Origin of the sequence: Glycomyces mayteni, from assembly GCF_042428885.1 — a bacterium.
GTDB lineage: Bacteria > Actinomycetota > Actinomycetes > Mycobacteriales > Micromonosporaceae > Glycomyces > Glycomyces mayteni.
Genome location: NZ_JBHMBP010000006.1, coordinates 17,434 through 35,908, shown reverse-complemented (window position 1 = coordinate 35,908; position 18,475 = coordinate 17,434). Strand labels below are relative to the sequence as shown.

Sequence of the window (18,475 nt, the reverse complement as noted above, 5' to 3'; positions counted from 1 at the left end):
AGGCAAGCCATGACAGAACTCGCCGGAGCTGCCGGGTATCTACTCGAGGCTGGGCTTCTGAAGCGTGCTCGTCGCTCGGGCTGGTGGATCGCCGGTATCAGGGACCCGGAGAGCATTGCCGAGCACTCCTGGCGAGCAGCTCTGACCGGGATGGTGCTCGCCAGTCTCGAAGGGGCGGATCCTGCGCGCACCGCGATGCTGTGCATCCTCCACGACACCCCGGAGACCCGGATCGGAGACATTCCGAAGATCGGCCACCATTACCTTGACGCGACCGATCCCGAGACGATCGTGGCCGACCAGACCGCGGAGTGTCCTGATCCGGTTGCGGGCACGATCCGGGATGCCATCGCCGAGTTCGAGGCAGGCGAGACTGCCGAAGCGCAGTGCGCGAAAGATGCTGACAAGCTCGAATGCCTCATCCAGGCCGTGGAGTACCGGCATCAGGGAGTCGCCACCGTTGGTCGCTGGATCGACAGCAGTCTGGCGGCGTTGAAGACCGATGCCGCACGTGAACTTGCCCAGGAAGTGCTCGAAGCGAATCCGCTTGCTTGGGAGCAGGTTCGAGCACGGCCGTCTGGCTGAGATTTGAGTTTGCCTCAGGGAAGTTGCTTTCTGGGTGATAGTGCTCAGTCCGGGGACTGAGGGGGCTGTATGGGTAGAGCACGGCGTCGCTACTGATACGGCCCGACAGGCGTCCACTTCACCGGCGGGGGCGCTCGAGCTCAACCTGCCGCTGTTGGAAGCGGAGCATGCAGGTAGGGAATCTGCCTCTTCGCGAAGGTTACTGGCTTGGTTACCGACCACCTACGAATCTCGACATGTGAGCGGTGGTTCAGCGTGCGGAGGCTTGTGACACCGCTAAGAAGATCGGCAGTGTGTCTCCGATTGACCGCCTCGCGGCCGTTCTGCGATCTCGATCCTGCGCCCCTTCCGGACTGGGGCTTCCAGACTGGGGCTTCCAGATCCCCCCTTCCACGGATACTTCCCTGTTGCCATGCCCAATAACCCAGCGTTTCCGCAGGATGAGTGGCAGTTCAAGCCAGTCCTAGAAACCCTGAATATATACATATCCCCGTAAGGCGCTATAGGGGAAACTGCCCAGCGGCACCTTATGCCGGGCCTGAAGCCACGCCTGCGCGCCGAGGTGCTAGCCGCAGCCACCTTGAGACCGGGGCCTCCCCGAGCTCGTCAAGGTTACTGATCCAGCGGGCTTCGGTGAGCTCAGGTGAGCAGGTGACACTGAGAGCTGGCAGTCAGAATGGTCAACGTGTCCCGCTTCGCCTCAAGGGGATGAGATGTAGGTGGTGAGTTTCTGGTCGGGAACTGATGATTGACTCTGTGTGATCATTGGGATACGATTATTGGTCGTCCAGGCTGCATCGCGATGTCGACGAGACACGCCTCTTGTATGACCGCATCTCACCACTGTCTCTCAGGCTGCCTTGCCTTTGCTTTGCCCCGCATCCCATCCGGAGCGCGCAACTTGTTCGAAAGCGCCGATTTCCCGGTCGCTCGACAGGTGTGCGAACCGGGCATACGGTTGCAGCGGCACGTGAAATACCTGGTCAAGTGCGGTGGCTTCCGTGGTTACCGGAGAGCCCAAGGTCCGCGTCGTAGGGGAGCCTCGCGAAGAGATCGACATCGCCTCGATCGCGGCGCTCCTGGTCGACGCCGCCCTTCTGATCGCGGAGGACGAACCTAGGACGGCCAGACCTGCGTGCCAGACCGAGGAGATCGATCGGAAGGCCGACGGCGCATGAGTGAAATGTCAAAGAAGAAGCGAGCGGTGCTGTACCTGCGGGTGTCTTCCCGGAGTCAGGTCGACACCGACTACGACCCCGAAGGGAATTCCATTCCCGCGCAGCGCAAGGCGTGCCTCCAGAAGGCCGAGGATCTCGGGTTCGAGGTCCTCGACGAGTACCTTGAGCCCGGCAAATCGGGGATGACTGTTGATGGCCGGCCGAAGTTCCAGGAGATGATGGCGAGGGTCCGCAACTCCAAGGACGTGGACGCCATCATCGTGTACGCGCGCTCGCGCATGCATCGCGATACGACCGATGCGGCGATTACGCGTCGGGAGCTCCGGAAGCTCGGGGTGCAGCTCGTCTCGATCATGGATTACACCGAGGACAGCTACATCGGTGATCTGGTGGCCGCGATCCTCGACGGTGTGAACGAGTACCAGTCGCGCGCGTCCGGGGCCGATGTGGCCTACAAGCTGGCCGCGAAGGCATCCCGCGGCGGTATCCCGTGCCTCGCGCCGCTCGGGTACCTGAACGTGGGGGAGAAGGTCGACGGCCGCGAAGTCAGGACCATCGCGGTAGACCCCAAGCGGGCACCGTTCGTCGCCATGATGTTCGAGCTCTACGCGACGGGCCGGTACGGATTCAAGGACCTGCAGCGAGCGGTCACGGAGGCGGGGCTTCGCACTCGTCCGAGGAAGGATGTGCCCAGCGGTCGGCCGGTCACGATCGAGACCATCGGGCGGCTGCTCCGCGATCGCAGGTATCTGGGCCGTGTCGTGTTCAAGGGCAAGGAATACGACGGGCGGCACGAACCGCTTATCACCCAGGAGCTGTTCGACAGGGTTCAGAGCGTGCTCGTGAACCAGCGCGGCGCGGGCACCCGCGAACGGGTCTACGACCACCCGTTGAAGGGGCTGCTGTGGTGCGCGAACTGCCGGACGCGGTTCTACCTCGATACAGTCAAGAACCGCCGGGGTCTTGTTTATTCGTACTTCCTTTGCAGCGGTCGGGCGAACAAACACTGCCAGTCTCCGAGGCTGCCGGTCGCGAAGATGGAGGCTGCCGTTGCCGCCCACTACGCGACCTTGAACGTTCCGCCCTCGCTCGCGGGGGAACTGCGAGCGGCCGTCGACAAGGCGTTGCGGGAGAAGGGGCTTCTGACGGCGTCACTTCGGAAGAAGCTGGAGGCCGAGCATCGGCGACTGGTCGAGCAGCAGGACCAGCTCCTCGATCTCGTCGGCAATCCGGCCTGGCCGCAGGATCGGCTGGAGGCCAAGATGTGCCGTCTCCGCGATGAGCTGGTCTCGGTCGAGGAGCGGTTGAACGAAGTCGGGGACGTGAAGGTGGAGCGGGCCGGCGAGGCGATCGGGATGCTGCTGGGCTTGCTGGACGATCCGAGGAGGCTGTTGAAGGCGCTGCCGGAGGATTTCCACAAGCCTTTCCACAGGTCGTACTTCAAGCGGCTGCTGGTGTATGTCGACGAGGGGTCCGGGGAGCCATGTGTTGCTTCGGACGAGATCAGTTCGCCGTTCACTCCGCTGCTGCCTGAGCGGCGTGATCATTTGCGGCCCGAAACGCCGAAAACCGGGCCGCTGCTCGCGACCCGGTTTTCGGATAATGCCGGTCTTGCAGGGGCGACAGGACTCGAACCTGCAACCCTCGGTTTTGGAGACCGATGCGCTACCAATTGCGCCACACCCCTTTGGCCCGTCCGGTTGCCCGGCCTGGCCGCAACTATCTTACGTGGCGGTGAAAGGGCGGTGCAACCGGGTTGGGGCCGGTGTAAGGGCTGGTTAGGAGGCCGGGACGACGGAGCCGTCGGCCCAGGTGTCGAGGATGAACTGCTTGACCTCGTCGGACTGGAGGAGCTCGGCGAGCTTCTGGATGTCGGCGTTGTCGGCGTTGGCGGCAGTGGTCACCAGGTAGTTGGCGTACGGGTTGCCGTCGGGGGACTCGGAGTGGAGGGCGTCCTCGGCGGGGCTGAGGTCGGCTTCCAGGGCGTAGTTGCCGTTGATGACGGCGGCGTCGACGTCCTCCAGGGAGAGGGCGAGCTGGGCCGCTTCGAGCGGGACGAACTCGATGTTCTTCGGGTTGTCCGCGATGTCGTCCTCGGTGGCGAGGGTCGAGTCCACGCCGTCGGCGAGGGTGATCAGGCCCGCATCGGCGAGGAGGGCGAGGGCGCGGCCGCCGTTGGAGCCGTCGCCGGGGATGGCGATCTGGGCGCCGTCGGGGATCTCCTCGACCGAGGCCACGGAGGACGAGTACAGGCCCAGCGGCTCGATGTGCACGGCCGCGACGGTCACCAGGTCGGTGCCGTTGGCGGTGTTGTACTCGTCCAGGTACGGCTCGGTCTGGAAGAAGTTCGCGTCGACGGAGCCGTCGGAGGTCGCGACGTTCGGCTGCACGTAGTCGGTGAACTCCTCCACCTCGACCGTCAGCCCGGCGTCGTCGGCCAGGTTCTCGGCGATGAAGTTCAGGATGTCCGCGTGGGGGACCGGCGTCGCGGCGACGACGACGGTGCCGTTCGTCTCCGTCGCTTCGGACTCACCGGCGTCGTCGCCGCAGGCGGCGAGTGTCAGAGCGGCCGCTGCGGCGACCGAAGTCCCGATCAGGGCACGGCGATTGAACATAGTCTTCTCCTAAAGAAGGTAGGGAAATTACTGAATTACCGGCGGTCGAGGGTGCGGGCGCACCGGTCGCCGAGGATCTGGAAGAGCTGCACGAGCACGACGAGGATGACCAGCGGCCAGATCATGTACTCGGTCTCGAAGCGCTGGTAGCCGTAGCGGTACGCCAGGTCGCCCAGGCCCCCGCCGCCCACGATCCCGGCCATCGCCGAGTACGAGACGACCGCGACGAGCGTCACGGTAAAACCGCGGATCAGGCCGGGAGTCGCCTCAGGCAGCACCACCCGCCACACGAGGCCCCCAGTGGAGGCGCCCATCGACCTCGCCGCCTCGATCAGGCCCGGCTGCACTTCGAGGAGCGCGCCCTCCACAAGGCGCGCGAAGAAAGGAATGGACGCGACGGTGAGCGGGACGATCGCCGCCTCAGTGCCGATGCTCGTGCCCGTGATCAGCCGCGTCAGCGGGACCACCGCCACCATGAGCAGCACGAACGGTGCACTGCGCCCGATGTTCACGATCAGCCCGAGCGGCGCGTTCACCACGGCGATCGGCTTCGGGCCGGTCTTGGACGTCACGTAGAGGACGGTGCCGAGCAGCAGGCCGCCCAGCAGCGTCCACAGGCCCGCGACCGAGACGATGTGGAGCGTCTCCCAGAAGGCCTCGGTCAGCAGCTCGACAAGACGGTCGGAGTTCATCGCGACACCTCCTCGCCGAGCAGGCGGGCCGCGAGGCGCCGGGCCTGCGAGCCCAGGCGCGAGTCGGCGTCCGCGAGGAGCTCGGGGACCGCCCCGATCTCCACGAACCGCCCGGACTCCATCACCGCCGCGCGGTGGCAGATCCGGGTGATGACCTCCAGCTCGTGCGTGATGAGCAGGACCGTCAGGCCCAGGTCGCGGTTGAGCCGCGCGAGCAGGTCGAGGATCTCGTCCGTCGTGTCGGTGTCGAGCGCGCTCGTGGCCTCGTCGGAGAGGAGCACGTCGGGACCGGACGCGAGCGCCCGCGCTATCGCCAGGCGCTGGCGCTGGCCGCCCGAGAGCTGCCCCGGGTAGGCCTTCGCCTTGTCGGACAGGCCGACCAGGTCGAGCAGTTCGAGCGCGCGCTCGCGGCGCGCGGCGCGCTTCTCCCCGCGGAAGCGCAGCGGCAGCGCCACGTTCGACGCCGCGTTGCGGTTCGACAGGAGGTTGAAGTGCTGGAAGATCATCGCGGTCTGCGACCGGGCCTCGCGCAGCTCCCGGCCGCGCAGGGCCGTCAGGTCGCGGCCGGCGACCTCGACGGTGCCCGCGTCGGGGCGGGTGAGGAGGTTCGCGGTGCGCAGCAGGGTCGACTTGCCGGCGCCGGAGCGGCCGAGGATGCCGAAGATCTCGCCGGGCGCGACGTCAAGGGAGACGTCGTCGAGCGCGACGAGGTCGCCGAAGCGCTTCGTCACACCGGACAGGCGGATGCTGGGACTGGAGTCCATGAGAGGGAAAGGTCGCTTTCGCTGTGGGAGATCGCCGCTTCGGGGCGCGGCGGTGCGGGAGCCCTCAGCTGGCGCACATTCGGCAGCACGACGCGGCGGCGCGGTCGGCGTCGCTGAGGCGTTCGAGGTGCTGCGAGTTCATAGCCTAGAAGTCAAGCAGGAATTCGTGCCGAATCCAAGCGGCTGTGACGAACGCCGCGTCAGCCGAACGTCACCGAGCTGAGATAGGGTTCCGACCATGACTGTTGCGACGATTCCGGCTCCGGCGTTCGCGATCGAGCGGTTCCGACTCGCGAACGGACTGCGCGTGGTCCTCGCGCCCGACCCCGGAGCGCCCGTCGTCGGCGTCGCCGTGGTCTACGACGTGGGGATGCGGTCCGAGCCCGAAGGACGCACCGGGTTCGCCCACCTGTTCGAGCACATGATGTTCCAGGGCTCCCACAACGTCGGCAAGGCCGAGCACATGCGCCACGTCCAGTCCGCGGGCGGCACCTTCAACGGCTCGACCCACATCGACTACACCGACTACTTCAACCTCCTCCCCTCCAACGGCCTCGAACTCGCCCTGTTCCTGGAGGCCGACCGCATGCGGGGCCCCGCGATCACCGAGGAGAACCTCGCCAACCAGGTGAGCGTCGTCAAAGAGGAGATCCGGGTCAACGTCCTCAACCGCCCCTACGGCGGCTTCCCGTGGATCAAGCTCCCGCCGGTCATGTTCGACACCTTCGCGAACTCCCACGACGGCTACGGCTCCTTCGTCGACCTCGACGCCGCCACCGTCGAAGACGCCCGCTCGTTCTTCGACGCCTACTACCCGGCCTCGAACGCCGTCCTCTCCGTCGCCGGGGACTTCGACCTCGAAACCGCCCGCGGCCTGGTCGAACGCCACTTCGGCAGCGTCGAGGCCCGCCCCGCGCCCGTCCACCCGTCCTTCGAGGAACCGGACCTGAGCGAGGAGCGCCGCCTCTCCTACACCGACGAGCGCGCCACCCTCCCGGCCGTCGCCGCCGCCTGGCGCGTCCCCGACCCCGTCGCCGACCTCGACGGGTTCCTCCCGTACGTGGTCCTCGGCGAACTGCTCACCGACGGCGACGCGTCCCGCCTGGTCGAGCGCCTCGTCCACGCCGACCGCACCGCGACCGCCGTCGCCGCGCACTGCACGTTCATGGCCGAGCCCTTCGCGTCCCGCGGACCCACGGTCATGCTCGTCCAGGCGTTCCTGCCGCCCGGCACCGCCGTCGACACCGTCCTCGGCACCGTGGACGAGGAGCTCGCCCGCGTCGCCGACGGCGTCGACGAAGCCGAGCTCGACCGCGTCAAGGCCCGCGTCGCCGCCCAGCTCCTGCGCGGCGACGACTCCGTCATGGGACGCTCGCGCCGCTTCGCGACCGCCGAGATCTTCCACGGCGACGCCGCCATGTCCACCCGCTTCGCCGGACTCCTCGGCGAGGTCACCGCCGAGTCCGTCGCCCGCGCCGCCGCCGCGCTGACGCCGAACCGCCGCGCCGTCCTCGAAGTCGTCCCCGGAGGAGCCCAGTGAGCAGCCCAGTGAGCAACGCCGTCCCCGGCCTCGCGCCGGAAGTCCCGCTGACCCTGCCGGTCCCCGTCGAGCGGACCCTCCCGAACGGCCTCCGGGTGCTGCTCACGCGCCGCCCCGGCGTCCCGCTCGCCGAGGTCCGCCTCTCGATCCCGGCCGCGCACACCGACCTCGCCGCCGCCGACCTCCTCGCCTCGACCCTGTTCGCGGGCACCGAGACCGCGTCGATGACCGACATCGCCCGCCGCCTCCAGAGCGTCGGCGGCGCCCTCGGCGCAGGAGCCGACCCCGACCGGATCGCCGTGTCCGGCAACAGCCTCGCCACCGGCCTCCCCGAACTCCTGGAGACCCTCGGCGACGTCCTCAAAGCCGCCGAGTACCCCGAGGCGCCCTTCGAGGTCGAGCGCTCCCGCATCATCGACGGCCTCTCCGTCGCCGAGCAGCAGCCCGACTTCCAGGTCAACCGCGTCCTCGACGCGCGCCTGTGGGACGGCCACCCGTACGGCCACCAGCAGCCGACCGCCGCCGAGGTCGCCGACGTCCAGCGCCAGGCCGTGCTCGCCCTGCACGCCTCCCGCGTCCACCCCGCCGGCGCCCGCCTCGTCATCGTCGGCGACATCGACCCCGACAACGCGTTCGCCGCCGTCGAGAAGGCCCTCGGCGACTGGAACGGCGCGGGCGAGCCCCGCACCATGGAGCCGCTCCCCGGCATCGAACCCGGCCCGCTCGTCCTGGTCGACCGGCCCGGCTCCGTCCAGTCCGCGATCCGCGTCGCCTACCCGGCGGTCGAGCGCACCCACGCCGACAACGCCGCCCAGCACCTCACCAACCTCGTCTTCGGCGGCTACTTCACCTCGCGCCTGGTCATGAACCTGCGCGAGACGAAGGGCTACGGGTACTCGCCGCGCTCGCGCGTCGACCACGCCCCCGCCGGATCGATCCAGCTCGCCGCCGTGGACGTCGCCACCGAGGTCACCGCGCTCGCGCTGGCCGAGGTCCGCGCCGAGCTGCGCGGCATGGCCGAGCGCCCGCCCGCCGCGGAGGAGCTCGACCTGGCCCGCCGGTACGCGCTCGGGTCGATCAAGCTCGCCACCGCCACGCAGGCGGGCGTCGCGAACTACATCTCCGTGCTCGCCGCCGCGGGACTGCCGCTGTCGTGGCTCGCCGAGCACTCCGAGCGGCTGCGGGCCGTCACGCCCGCCGACGTGCAGCGGGTCGCGGCCGAGCGCCTCGACCCCGATCGCGCGGTCACCGTCGTCCTCGGCGACGGCGCCGAGATCCGCGACTCGCTCGCCGAGCTGGGGGAGATCGCCGCGCCATGATGCACCCGCCGCTCGCGGTCGACGAGGTCGACCGGTTCGCCGCCCACCGCGGCGACGACGCCTGGCTCGGCGACGCGTGGGAGAAGGCGCAGATCGTCCTCTGCGACCCCGAGCGCGAGCGCATCGACGCCGACGAGGAGGGCCTGCGGTACTACGACGCGGGCTCGGCCCCCGACGGCCCGCGCGTCTACCTCGGCGGCGAGGACCCGCCGGTGTTCGCGGTCTTCGCGGACCTCCCCGAGGGGCTCCCGGGCCGCTGGATCAAGCCGACGTGGGCGCCGCGCGACCTCGCGATCGCCGTGGAGGCCATCGGGATCGGCCACTGGCACGCCACGTACCGGTTCCACCCGACGACCGGCGAGCCGCTCAGCGCCCGCATGGCCGGGTGGGAGCTGTCGGGCGCGCACGGGCGGCCCGTCTTCCCGCGCACCGACCCGGCCGTGATCGTCCTCATCGACGACGGCGCCGACCGGGTGCTCCTGGCGCAGCACCAGCGGTACGGCGGCCAGCCCAAGCCCGCGGTGGCGCAGAACACGATCGGCGCGTCGGCCCAGTCCACGCGGCAGGGCCGGTACGCGTGCATCGCCGGGTTCGTGGAGCCGGGCGAGTCCGCCGAGGCCGCGGTCCACCGCGAGGTCGCCGAGGAGGTCGGCATCCGCCTCGACCGCCTCGACTACGTCTCCAGCCAGCCGTGGCCCTACCCGCGCTCGCTCATGCTCGCGTACCGGGCCACCGCCGACCCGTCGCAGCCCCTCGCCCTCCAGGCCGAGGAGATCGCCGACGCCCGCTGGTTCACCGCCGACGAGGTCCGCCAGATGTGGCTCGACTCTGCCGACGGCACGCCGAGCGCGGTCCGGATCTCCGTGGCGCGCTTCCTGATCGAGAACTGGCTCGAAGAAGAGGGCGGTCGCTAGACCTTCGTCACGGCCGCTTCTTCGGCCTCTTCCTCCACGGCGCGCTTGGCCGCGACCGCGCGCTGCGCGGTGAAGACGCCGGCGATGACGACGAGGCCGCCGATGACCTGCGGCACCGTCAGGGCCTCGCCGAGGAGCGCCCACGCGGCGAGGGAGGCCACGACGACCTCCGCGTACCCGATGGCCCCGGCCACGGGCGCGGACACGAAGCGCAGGCCGCTCAGGCCCAGGCCGTACGCGACGGCGGTGCACAGCACGAGCGCGGCGATGCTCACCAGGCCCGTCGTCTCGACGCCGCCGAGCGTCACCCGCGAGGACAGGACCGCCCAGTCGAGCGCCCAGGGAGTCGCGAGCGGCGCGAGCGCCACCGCGCCCACGGTGAAGCCGACCGCCAGGAGCACGCGCACATCGACTCGGGCCGTGAGCTTCTCGCCCGACAGGAAGTACGTCGCCTGGCACGCCGCCGCCGCGGAGCCCGCGACGAGGCCGACCGCGTCGAGGCGCAGGCCCGTCCAGACCTCCACGACGATGCACAGGCCCACGAGACTGAGCAGCACCCCGATGACGGCCGAGCGCGGCAGGACCGTGCGCCGCACGAACCGCACCCACGCCACGACCACGATGGGCCCCATGAACTCCAGGAGCAGCGCGATGCCGACCGGCAGCCGCTCGACCGCGATGAAGTAGAACGCCTGCACCGCCGCGATCGCGGTGAGCCCGAACAGCGCCAGGCCGCCCCACGGCAGCCGCGTCCCGCCCCGCAGCGTCCGCACCAGCGGCACGGCCGCGACGGCGAGCGCGAGCAGCCCGACCCCGCAGATGCGCAGCCACGTCACCTGGAGCGGGGTGAGCCCCGCCTGGATGACCACTTTGCCGAAGGGCCCGCAGACCCCGAAGAACAGCGAGGCGGCGAGGACGAGGGAGACGCCGAGGGCGGCGCGGGGTGAGGTCATGGGGGCTCCGCTGGTGGGTGGAGGGGCTGGAGGCAGAGAAAAGGCCCGGGACGGATCCATCCCGGGCCTGAATGCTTAGCGACCACCCCTCGAAGTCGCTAAGCAAGCTTGACGAGTCAACTATAGGGCATCGTACCGGCTTTGTGTCCTAAACGTGACCATAATCTCGGTATATGGCACAGGTCAAGCTGCGATCTTCTCTTTCACCTGCGCCAGAGAGGGATTGGTGAGCGCGGAGCCGTCCGGGAAGCGGACGGTCGGGACCGTGGCGTTCCCGCCGTTGACCCCCATGACGAACTCGGCGGCCGCCGGGTCCTCCTCGATGTTGACCTCTTCGTAGGCCAGGCCCTCCCGGTCGAGCGCGGACTTCAGCCGCCGGCAGTAGCCGCACCAGGTGGTGCTGTACATGGTGATCATCGATCCTCCTTCTCCACCGACGATAACGCGGCACCGCCCCGGGGCATTCCCCCGATCGTGTCGCTCCTCACGTTGGGGCCCAAACGGGTGAGCGGTCCCCGAGTTCTCGTCGGAGGGCTCTGGAACACTGTCGGGATGAGCGCGCGCGACGAGGCCATCCACCTGCTCCTCTCCGGACTCGATCCCGAGCAGCGCGAGGCGGTGACCGCCGAACCCGGCCCGGTCTGCGTCCTCGCGGGCGCAGGGACCGGCAAGACCCGCGCCGTCACCCACCGGATCGCCTGGCGGGTCCTGCGCGGCGACATGCGCGGCCAGCACGTCACGGCCGTGACGTTCACCGCGCGCGCCGCGGGGGAGATGCGCGACCGCCTCCGCGGCCTCGGCGTCTCCGGCGTCAACGCCCGCACCTTCCACTCCGCGGCCCTGCGCCAGCTCCGCTACTTCGGGACCAAGCGCTTCGGCGGTCAGCTCCCCGAGCTCGTCGACTCCACGCTCAAGTTCACCGCGATCGCCGCCGCCCGCGCCGGGCTCCAGACCTCCCGCGCCAAGAACTACGACCTCACCACCGAGATCGAATGGGCCGCATCGTCGCTCATCGGCCCCGACGACTACGTCAGCGCCATCGCCGCGATCGGCCGCGACGCGCCCGCGGCCCCCGAGGACGTCGCGAAGGTCTACGCCGCCTACATCGAGGCCAAGCGCCGCGCCGGGGTCATGGACTTCGCCGACGTCCTCGCGTACACCGCCGACCTCATCACGGAGGTCGACGCCGCCGCCGACCAGATCCGCAACCAGTACCGGTTCTTCGTGGTCGACGAGTACCAGGACGTCACCCCGCTCCAGCAGCGCCTGCTCGACGCGTGGCTCGGCGACCGCGACGACATCACCGTCGTCGGCGACGCCAGCCAGACCATCTACTCCTTCACCGGCGCCACCTCCGAGCACCTCCTCGGCTTCACCCGCAAGCACCCGGGCGCGCAGCTCGTGCGCCTCGTGCGCGACTACCGGTCCACCCCGCAGGTCGTGGGCCTCGCCAACCAGATCATCGGCGAGTCCAAAGGGCGCGAGGCGAAGATGCGCCTCGAACTGGTCGGCCAGCGGCCCGACGGGCCCGCCGTCAGCGCCGAGGTCTTCGCCGACGAGGCTGAAGAGGCCGACATGATCGCGCGCCGCTGCCGCCAGCTCATCGCCGACGGCACCAGCCCCTCCGAGATCGCGGTCCTGTACCGCACCAACGCCCAGTCCCAGGCGTACGAGGAGGCGCTCGCCTCCTACGGCGTGCCCACCGTCGTCACCGGCGCGGCCCGCTTCTTCGACCGGCCCGAGGTCCGCCAGGCCGTCGTCGCGATGCGCTCGGCCGCCAAGACCGACATCGGCGAGATGCCGCTCACCGAGGCCGTCGCCGCCGCGCTCGACGCGGTCGGCTGGCGCGCCGACGCCGCGCCGTCGGGCGGCGCGCAGCGCGAGGCGTGGGAGGCCGTGGCCGCGCTCGCCGCGCTCGCCGAGCAGTTTCTGGACCACCACCGGGCCGACCCCGACAAGGACGGCCCCGATCCGGACCTCGACGCGTTCTGCGCGGAACTGGGGCGGCGGGCCTCGGAGCAGCACGCGCCCGCCGTCGAGGGCGTCACCCTCGCGAGCCTCCATGCCGCCAAGGGCCTCGAATGGGATGCGGTCTTCCTCGTCGGCCTCGCCGACGGCACCCTCCCGACCACGTTCGCGCGCACCGAGACCGCGCTCGAAGAGGAGCGGCGGCTGCTGTACGTCGGCATCACCCGCGCCCGCGAGCGCCTCCAGCTCTCCTACGGCCTCGCCCGCAACTCCGGGGGCCGCGAACGGCGACTGACCCGGTTCCTCGCCCCGCTCGGCCTCGGCGGCTTCCCGAAGACGCCCGAGCCCGCGCCCGGGAAGCCCCGGTCCTCCAAGAAGACCGCGAAGGTCCTCGACTGCTCCGGGTGCGGCAAGCCGCTCACCGACGCCCGCGACCGCAAGCTCGGCCACTGCGCCGACTGCCCGGCCACGATGGACGAGGAGCTGTTCGAGCGCCTCCGCGACTGGCGCGTCACGATTGCCAAGCGCGACGGCAAACCCGCCTTCACCGTCTTCACGGATGTGACGCTGATCGCTATCGCGGAGCGCTGTCCGGGATCCGACAGGGAGCTGGCGGCCCTCCACGGCATCGGCAAGTCGAAGCTCGACAAGTACGGACCGGCAGTGCTCTCCCTGGTCAACGGCGGAACCGTGGACGACGCGGTCGCCATGTGCGAGGAGGCCGGATGACTTCCCCAGGCGACCGCAAAAACTTTCTTTCAAATCCCCGGAAAAATACGTTGCGCTCCCGAACGAGACGGGCGTAGCGTAGCTGAAGCCGGGGAGAGGTGTGCGCCTCAAGCCTCGGCAAGTAGGAGATGAAGACCAATGTCAACCACGGAACCCGGAAAGGAGGGGTAGACGATGTTGCTGCTCAGCGAACCCAAGCAGACGACGACCTTCGGCGCGTCCGCGCATGAGCCGGCCACTGCCGTGTATCGCAGCATCGCGCCCGTCTTCGCCCAGCTCCGTGGCACCACTCTGCCCGCTGCCGTCCTGACGATCACGGCTCCGAGCACCGTCGGCAACACCGACATCAACACCACCGATATGGGCGCCGAGACCCTTCGTGGACGTGGCACTGCTGTCGCAGGCCTCGGTTGGCAGCCGGTCACCGGCTCCGAGAAGCGTCACGGCGTCACCCGCGGGAGACCGCCTCAAGAACATCACTGGTTGGGCTTACAGGAGAAAGCCCAGCTCGGATCTCTTGAGGCCGCGAATCCCGCAACCGGGATCGCGGCCTTTTTGTTTGGCGTGAAACGCCAGGTCGCGGCCCGTCAGTAGAAGAACAGACGAGACAGATTGCGAAGCAATTGAGTCCTCAGACAGCACTGATGCGACCGACCACCGACACGAGAGAGGAGACCGAGCCCATGACCGACACCCTCATCGGGCCTGAGCTGCGAGAGCAGGCCCGCGAGACCGGGAGCGACCTCGCCTGCCGCGAGTACGACGCCGACCTGTGGTTCTCGGAGCAGCCCACCGAGCTGGAGTTCGCCAAGTCCCTGTGCGCCGACTGCCCGGTGCGCCTGGAGTGCCTGACCGGCGCCCTGGAGCGCCACGAGCCCTGGGGCGTGTGGGGCGGCGAGATCTTCGAGAAGGGAAACGTCGTGGCCCGCAAGCGGCCCCGCGGCCGGCCCCGCAAGGACGCCGCGCTCGTCGAGCAGGCCGCCGAGGCGGAGCTCGCCGCGCGCACCCGGGAACTCGCGCTCGCGGGGGTGGCGGTGTCATGACCGTCGACTACCTGAGCCGCCACCTGAAGCGTGACGTCGGCGTCGAAGACCTCGGACCCTCCCTGACGGAGGAGGTCGAGGCGGTCCGGCCGCTGGCGCCGACGACCGAGATGTTCGGACGACTCCGCATGCGGAGCCTCTGGAACGAAGCCGGTTACAAGCGAGTCGGCCTCCGCGGCGGGAAGCACCGTCGCCGCAGGCATTGACCGCGCGATAACCGCGTTGGCTGAAAGGGCCCGTCCCCGGGAGGGGGCGGGCCCTTTCCGTTGCCGCGGAACGGAACGTGAAACCGGTGTGTCGCGGAGCGTCTTCGCAAATCGGACATCCGCAGCGTCCCCCGGATCAACAGTGCCACCGGGGTGTGACAGCGCTTTCGGGAACGACGGCGCCTCCGAGGCGGGGCGGTGTCAGCGGTTCGGGTCGGTGCCCTCGGGGTCGGCGAAGCCCGGGAGCCATTCGACGAGGATCTCGCGCCAGTTCGCGGTCGCGCCGAGCTGGCACAGGACGCCGATCGAGCCCATGGTGACGCGGTGGATGAGCAGGTACGCGGGCGGGAAGCTCAGCTGCTTGTTCAGCTTCGCGGCCTCCGAGCCCTGCCCGGTGAGGCGGGTGCTCTCCTTGCGGAGCCATTCGCGCGAGAACTGGAACTCCTCGCCCGCGATCGGCTCCAGCATCGGCACGAGCAGGTCGAGCATCGCCTTCGCGTCGATGTGGAGCGTCGGCGGCACGAAGCCCTCGCCGCGCAGGCCCGCCACGACGTCGTCGGCCCGCCCGTCGAGTGTCAGCCGCGTGAGGCGGCCCACCTGGACGGGCATCCCGCCGGGCAGGCGCGCGGCCGCGCCGAAGTCGTAGACGACGAGCCGCCCGTCCTCGCCGATCGCGAAGTTCCCCGGGTGCGGGTCGGCGTGCAGGAGCCCGGCGCGCCTGGGCGCCGAGAAGTGCAGCGTGCATAGGCGCAGCCCGGCCGCGTCCCGCTCCTCCTGGGTGCCCTCCCGGATGATCTCCGCGAGCGGGCGCCCCGGAAGCCACTCGGTGACGAGCACCTCGGAGGTGGCGTGGACGACCTCGGGGACCGCGATGAGCGGGTCGCCGCGGAAGGCCTCGGCGAACTGCTGCTGCGTGGACGCCTCCAGCTCGTAGTCGAGCTCTTCGAGGAGCCGCTCGCGCAGCTCCACGGTGATCTTCTTGACGTCGAAGTTCGGTTGCAGCACCTTGAACATCGGGGCGATGCGCGAGAGGTGCCGCAGGTCCGACCGCAGCGCGTCCCCGGCGCCGGGGTACTGGATCTTGACGGCCACGGGCCGCCCGTCCTTCCACACCGCCCGGTGCACCTGGCCGATGCTCGCCGCCGCGGCGGGCGCGTCGTCGAACTCGGCGAACCGGTCGCGCCAGTCCGCGCCGAGCTGGCGCTCCAGCACGCCGTGGACGCTCGCCACCGGCAGCGGCGGGGCCGCGTTCTGGAGCTTCGTCAGCGCCTGCCGGTACGGTGCGGCGAGGTGCTCGGGGAGGGCCGCCTCGAAGATCGACAGCGCCTGCCCGAGCTTCATCGCACCCCCCTTGAGCTGACCGAGCACGCTGAAGACGTGCTCGGCGGTGCGCCGCTGCGCCTGCTCGCTGAGGATCTCGTCGGCCAGCCCGGTCACGCGCTTGCCGAGGCCCACCGTCGCCCGTCCCGCCAGCCCCAGGGGGAGCGAGGCCAGCTTCATGCCCCGCACGATCGCCCGGCGCGGGAGGTCATCACCCGAATGGGCGGGTCCATGCCTGTCGCTCACGTTCCCAATGCTCTCACGGACGGGCCCGGTCGCGGAGGTCGAGCGCGGAGCGGAACCGGTTCGCCGTATCACCCTGTGCCGTGCGCGGCCCACGCGTGTCACCCGCACGGGTGAAGCGGCGCGGCGGGACTTACAGGCGTGAAATCTGTGGCATTCTGAGGCTGAACGGTTGCACAGCGTGACCGTCGCTACATGGGGGGTACCAGTGGCTACTGCTACGGAGACTTACAACGGGTACTGCGTCAAGTGTCGCGAGAAGCGCGACTTCGAGGGCACCGTCGTCGTCTCGGACTCGGGCCGCCGGATGGCCAAGGGGACGTGCCCGGTGTGCGGCACCAAGATGAACCGGATCCTCGGCAAGGCCTCGTGATCGCTGACCGGAAGGTCGACCCCTCGTCTGATCCCACCATGCGGGAGTCTGGCGAGGGGATTTTCATTGCATAGCACCATGCAAGCCGCAATCGAGACATCTGCGTTAGGCGATTGTCACCCCCGCGGATTAGTGTGCGTTCATGGCGCGCAAAGTGCATCCCCCCGTCGAAGTGCGGCGCTCTCCCCGGCGCCGTGCCACCGTAGCGGCCTATGAAGAACGAGGCCGCGTGGTCGTCATGATCCCGGACGCCTTCTCTGAGAAAGAGGAGCGCGAATGGATCGACCACATGCTCGCGAGACTCCAGCGGCGCGAGGCCCGAGACGGCCGCGCGTCCGACGACGCCCTGCGGGACCGGGCCGTCAGGCTCGCCCAGCGCTACTACCCCGAGCACCCCGAATGCGCCCGCCCCGAGAGCGTCCGCTGGGTCGACAACCAGCACCGCCGCTGGGGCTCGTGCACCCCCTCCGACGGCTCGATCCGGCTCTCGCGCCGGCTCACCATGATGCCGTCGTGGGTCATCGACTACGTCCTGCTCCACGAGCTGGCGCACCTGGTCCACCACGACCACTCGCGCCCGTTCTGGGACATGGTCGGGCGCTACACCAAGGCCGAGCGGGCCCGCGGCTACCTCGAAGGCATCGCCGACGCCGAGGCCAGCGACCCCCGCTAGGCGCCGGGCGCACCGCGCCGGCCGCTTCGGCGGCCGGTCGCTGCACCGCGCCTACTTCTCCTCGGGCTCGTCCCCGTCGTCGTCCTTCGGGTCGTTCACCGCGAGCTGGTCGAACATCGACAGGTCCAGGTCCTCCAGGGCCTCGGAGACCGCCGCGAACGACTCGGGCCGCTCCAGGTCGGCGGCGCTCGGCATCAGGTCCGGGTGCGCCCACACCGCCTCGCGCCCCTCGGTCCCGCGGGCCTCGGCCAGCGACTGCCACAGCCGCTCCGCCGCCCGCACCTTCGCCTGGTCGAGCTGGAGCCCGACGAGCGCCTCGAACGTCTGCTCGACCGGCCCGCCGGAGGCGCGGCGCCGCCGCGTCGACTCCATGAGCCGGTCCATGGTCGGCAGCCGCTCGCCGACCGCCTCGGCCACGACCGTGTTGATCCACCCGGCGATGAGCGCCAGGGTCGTCGCCAGCCGCGCCAGCGCGGCCTTCTGCTGCTCGGTGTCCTCGGGCTTGAACACCTCGCTGAGGTCGAGCGTCGCCGCCGCCTCCTGGTCGGTCAGGTCCATCTCCGACATGGCCTCCTCGATGGCGGCCTCGTCGATGCGGATCTCCCGCGCGTACGCCTCCAGGGCGCCGAGCAGGTGGGCGCGCAGCCACGACGCGTGCGTGAACAGGCGGTGGGCGGCCGCCTCGCGCAGCGCCACGAACAGGCGCACCTCCTCCACCGGGAGCTCCAGGCCCTCGGCGTAGGCGGCGATGTTGCCGGGCAGGAGCGCCGCGACGCCGGTCTTCCCCAGGGGCAGGCCGACCTCCGTGGAGGACAGCACCTCCCCGGCGAGCTTCGCGAGGGCCTGGCCCATCTGCGCACCGAACAGCGCCGAGCCGACCCCCTTCATGAGGTCGGCCATCGGGCCGAGCATCCCGGCCATCTCATCGGGGACGAGGGTCTGCATCGCCTCGCCCATCTGGGCCGCGAGGGGTTCGGCGAGCTGCTTCCAGGAGTCCTCGGTGCGCGCGATCCACTGCTTGCGGGTCCACGCGTCGGTGGCCGTGACCCCGGAGGGCCAGTTGACGACCGAGTCGAGCCACAGGTCGGCGAGGCGCACGGCCTCGGCGACGTGCGCCTGGTCGGCGGGGCCGACGGTGTTCTCGGCCTCCAGCTCGGACTCGGCGAGCTGGCGGGCGAGCTGCCAGTTGACCGGTCCGGAGGTCAGCGACTGCGACATCATCTGTTGCAGTTGCTGCATCATCTGCTGCACACGCGGATCGTTCGGGTCGGGCAGGTCGCCGCCCAAGTTCCCGAAGCCGAATGGAATATCGGAGCCCATGCGCCAACCGTACGTCAGAGGAGGGGGGCCGGGCCACGGC

At 69.8% G+C, this 18,475-nt stretch carries 18 protein-coding genes, 1 tRNA gene and 2 pseudogenes; 12 read left to right on the top strand and 9 right to left on the bottom strand.

Annotated features, from left to right (window positions below; genetic code table 11):
• The first annotated feature begins 9 nt into the window (after positions 1-9).
• From ACFFXY_RS24505 to ACFFXY_RS24495, 3 genes and pseudogenes are all read left to right on the top strand, one after another.
• Positions 10-585 carry an HD domain-containing protein gene (locus ACFFXY_RS24505; protein ID WP_382356807.1) on the top strand — a complete coding sequence of 192 codons (576 nt, stop codon included), beginning with the start codon at positions 10-12 and terminating at the stop codon, positions 583-585.
• A 1,001-nt stretch (positions 586-1,586) separates the two neighbouring features.
• Positions 1,587-1,763 (top strand): hypothetical protein, encoded by a 177-nt coding sequence (locus ACFFXY_RS24500; RefSeq protein WP_382356805.1) that lies wholly within the window; start codon positions 1,587-1,589, stop codon positions 1,761-1,763.
• A pseudogene (locus ACFFXY_RS24495) lies at positions 1,760-2,815 on the top strand (recombinase family protein); the annotation flags it as partial. The gene ACFFXY_RS24500 and the pseudogene ACFFXY_RS24495, both read left to right, overlap by 4 nt.
• Before the next feature lie 99 nt (positions 2,816-2,914).
• On the opposite strand, the gene ACFFXY_RS24490 reads toward ACFFXY_RS24495, so the two are convergent.
• From ACFFXY_RS24490 to ACFFXY_RS24470, 5 genes and pseudogenes are all read right to left on the bottom strand, one after another.
• A complete protein-coding gene (locus ACFFXY_RS24490; protein WP_382356803.1) occupies positions 2,915-3,181 on the bottom strand; it encodes a hypothetical protein in 267 nt (88 codons plus the stop codon).
• Positions 3,182-3,377: 196 nt separating this feature from the next.
• Positions 3,378-3,450: transfer RNA gene (locus ACFFXY_RS24485), tRNA-Trp, on the bottom strand.
• 91 nt (positions 3,451-3,541) lie between these two features.
• Positions 3,542-4,378, bottom strand: a complete 837-nt coding sequence (locus ACFFXY_RS24480; RefSeq protein WP_382356801.1) for a MetQ/NlpA family ABC transporter substrate-binding protein — start codon at positions 4,376-4,378, stop codon at positions 3,542-3,544.
• A 35-nt stretch (positions 4,379-4,413) separates the two neighbouring features.
• Positions 4,414-5,070, bottom strand: coding sequence for a methionine ABC transporter permease (locus tag ACFFXY_RS24475; protein WP_382356799.1), 657 nt, complete (start codon positions 5,068-5,070; stop codon positions 4,414-4,416).
• A gap of 44 nt (positions 5,071-5,114) precedes the next feature.
• Positions 5,115-5,834 (bottom strand): annotated as a pseudogene (locus ACFFXY_RS24470) (methionine ABC transporter ATP-binding protein); the annotation flags it as partial.
• Between the two features lie 238 nt (positions 5,835-6,072).
• Here ACFFXY_RS24470 and ACFFXY_RS24465 point away from each other — a divergent pair.
• Genes ACFFXY_RS24465 through nudC form a run of 3 tightly spaced genes read left to right on the top strand, consistent with a single transcriptional unit; the run spans position 6,073 to position 9,607 of the window.
• The gene (locus ACFFXY_RS24465) at positions 6,073-7,374 is read left to right on the top strand and encodes a M16 family metallopeptidase (RefSeq protein WP_382356797.1); all 1,302 of its coding nucleotides are present in this window, start codon (positions 6,073-6,075) and stop codon (positions 7,372-7,374) included.
• The gene (locus ACFFXY_RS24460) at positions 7,371-8,693 is read left to right on the top strand and encodes a M16 family metallopeptidase (RefSeq protein WP_382356795.1); all 1,323 of its coding nucleotides are present in this window, start codon (positions 7,371-7,373) and stop codon (positions 8,691-8,693) included. The genes ACFFXY_RS24465 and ACFFXY_RS24460 overlap by 4 nt, the downstream gene beginning before the upstream one ends.
• Positions 8,690-9,607 (top strand): NAD(+) diphosphatase, encoded by a 918-nt coding sequence (nudC, locus tag ACFFXY_RS24455; RefSeq protein WP_382356793.1) that lies wholly within the window; start codon positions 8,690-8,692, stop codon positions 9,605-9,607. Before ACFFXY_RS24460 ends, nudC begins: the two co-directional genes overlap by 4 nt.
• On the opposite strand, the gene ACFFXY_RS24450 is transcribed toward nudC, so the two are convergent.
• Both ACFFXY_RS24450 and ACFFXY_RS24445 read right to left on the bottom strand, forming a co-directional pair.
• Positions 9,604-10,560 carry an EamA family transporter gene (locus ACFFXY_RS24450; protein WP_382356791.1) on the bottom strand — a complete coding sequence of 319 codons (957 nt, stop codon included), beginning with the start codon at positions 10,558-10,560 and terminating at the stop codon, positions 9,604-9,606. The two genes, nudC and ACFFXY_RS24450, sit on opposite strands and share 4 nt — an antisense overlap.
• 183 nt (positions 10,561-10,743) lie before the next feature.
• The gene (locus ACFFXY_RS24445; protein WP_106366363.1) at positions 10,744-10,977 is read right to left on the bottom strand and encodes a mycoredoxin; all 234 of its coding nucleotides are present in this window, start codon (positions 10,975-10,977) and stop codon (positions 10,744-10,746) included.
• Positions 10,978-11,112: 135 nt separating this feature from the next.
• Here ACFFXY_RS24445 and ACFFXY_RS24440 point away from each other — a divergent pair, with 135 nt between their 5' ends.
• From ACFFXY_RS24440 to ACFFXY_RS24425, 4 genes are all read left to right on the top strand, one after another.
• The gene (locus ACFFXY_RS24440; RefSeq protein WP_382356789.1) at positions 11,113-13,257 is read left to right on the top strand and encodes an ATP-dependent DNA helicase UvrD2; all 2,145 of its coding nucleotides are present in this window, start codon (positions 11,113-11,115) and stop codon (positions 13,255-13,257) included.
• Between the two features lie 174 nt (positions 13,258-13,431).
• Entirely contained in the window at positions 13,432-13,851 is a 420-nt protein-coding gene (locus tag ACFFXY_RS24435) for a hypothetical protein (RefSeq protein WP_382356787.1), read from the top strand.
• 89 nt (positions 13,852-13,940) lie between these two features.
• On the top strand, positions 13,941-14,300 hold the full coding sequence (locus ACFFXY_RS24430) for a WhiB family transcriptional regulator (RefSeq protein WP_382357001.1): 360 nt from the start codon (positions 13,941-13,943) through the stop codon (positions 14,298-14,300).
• Positions 14,297-14,506, top strand: a complete 210-nt coding sequence (locus tag ACFFXY_RS24425; protein ID WP_382356785.1) for a hypothetical protein — start codon at positions 14,297-14,299, stop codon at positions 14,504-14,506. Before ACFFXY_RS24430 ends, ACFFXY_RS24425 begins: the two co-directional genes overlap by 4 nt.
• A 201-nt stretch (positions 14,507-14,707) precedes the next feature.
• Here the strand turns inward: ACFFXY_RS24425 and ACFFXY_RS24420 are convergent, their stop codons facing one another.
• Positions 14,708-16,006 carry an ABC1 kinase family protein gene (locus tag ACFFXY_RS24420; protein ID WP_382356783.1) on the bottom strand — a complete coding sequence of 433 codons (1,299 nt, stop codon included), beginning with the start codon at positions 16,004-16,006 and terminating at the stop codon, positions 14,708-14,710.
• Positions 16,007-16,277: 271 nt separating this feature from the next.
• Here ACFFXY_RS24420 and ACFFXY_RS24415 point away from each other — a divergent pair, with 271 nt between their 5' ends.
• Positions 16,278-16,442 (top strand): DUF5679 domain-containing protein, encoded by a 165-nt coding sequence (locus tag ACFFXY_RS24415; protein ID WP_181245930.1) that lies wholly within the window; start codon positions 16,278-16,280, stop codon positions 16,440-16,442.
• A 142-nt stretch (positions 16,443-16,584) separates the two neighbouring features.
• A complete protein-coding gene (locus ACFFXY_RS24410; RefSeq protein WP_382356780.1) occupies positions 16,585-17,115 on the top strand; it encodes a M48 metallopeptidase family protein in 531 nt (176 codons plus the stop codon).
• Positions 17,116-17,166: 51 nt separating this feature from the next.
• Here ACFFXY_RS24410 and ACFFXY_RS24405 read toward each other — a convergent pair whose 3' ends face one another.
• Entirely contained in the window at positions 17,167-18,435 is a 1,269-nt protein-coding gene (locus ACFFXY_RS24405; protein WP_382356778.1) for a zinc-dependent metalloprotease, read from the bottom strand.
• Between the last annotated feature and the right edge of the window lie 40 nt (positions 18,436-18,475).

Coding starts and splice junctions, on each gene's coding strand:
- ACFFXY_RS24425 (WP_382356785.1), top strand. CDS start 14,297: ATGACCGTCGACTACCTGAGCCGCCACCTGAAGCGTGACGTCGGCGTC.
- ACFFXY_RS24465 (WP_382356797.1), top strand. CDS start 6,073: ATGACTGTTGCGACGATTCCGGCTCCGGCGTTCGCGATCGAGCGGTTC.
- ACFFXY_RS24475 (WP_382356799.1), bottom strand. CDS start 5,070: ATGAACTCCGACCGTCTTGTCGAGCTGCTGACCGAGGCCTTCTGGGAG.
- ACFFXY_RS24445 (WP_106366363.1), bottom strand. CDS start 10,977: ATGATCACCATGTACAGCACCACCTGGTGCGGCTACTGCCGGCGGCTG.
- ACFFXY_RS24420 (WP_382356783.1), bottom strand. CDS start 16,006: ATGAAGCTGGCCTCGCTCCCCCTGGGGCTGGCGGGACGGGCGACGGTG.
- ACFFXY_RS24435 (WP_382356787.1), top strand. CDS start 13,432: ATGTTGCTGCTCAGCGAACCCAAGCAGACGACGACCTTCGGCGCGTCC.
- ACFFXY_RS24410 (WP_382356780.1), top strand. CDS start 16,585: ATGGCGCGCAAAGTGCATCCCCCCGTCGAAGTGCGGCGCTCTCCCCGG.
- ACFFXY_RS24430 (WP_382357001.1), top strand. CDS start 13,941: ATGACCGACACCCTCATCGGGCCTGAGCTGCGAGAGCAGGCCCGCGAG.
- nudC (WP_382356793.1), top strand. CDS start 8,690: ATGATGCACCCGCCGCTCGCGGTCGACGAGGTCGACCGGTTCGCCGCC.
- ACFFXY_RS24450 (WP_382356791.1), bottom strand. CDS start 10,560: ATGACCTCACCCCGCGCCGCCCTCGGCGTCTCCCTCGTCCTCGCCGCC.
- ACFFXY_RS24505 (WP_382356807.1), top strand. CDS start 10: ATGACAGAACTCGCCGGAGCTGCCGGGTATCTACTCGAGGCTGGGCTT.
- ACFFXY_RS24405 (WP_382356778.1), bottom strand. CDS start 18,435: ATGGGCTCCGATATTCCATTCGGCTTCGGGAACTTGGGCGGCGACCTG.
- ACFFXY_RS24480 (WP_382356801.1), bottom strand. CDS start 4,378: ATGTTCAATCGCCGTGCCCTGATCGGGACTTCGGTCGCCGCAGCGGCC.
- ACFFXY_RS24440 (WP_382356789.1), top strand. CDS start 11,113: ATGAGCGCGCGCGACGAGGCCATCCACCTGCTCCTCTCCGGACTCGAT.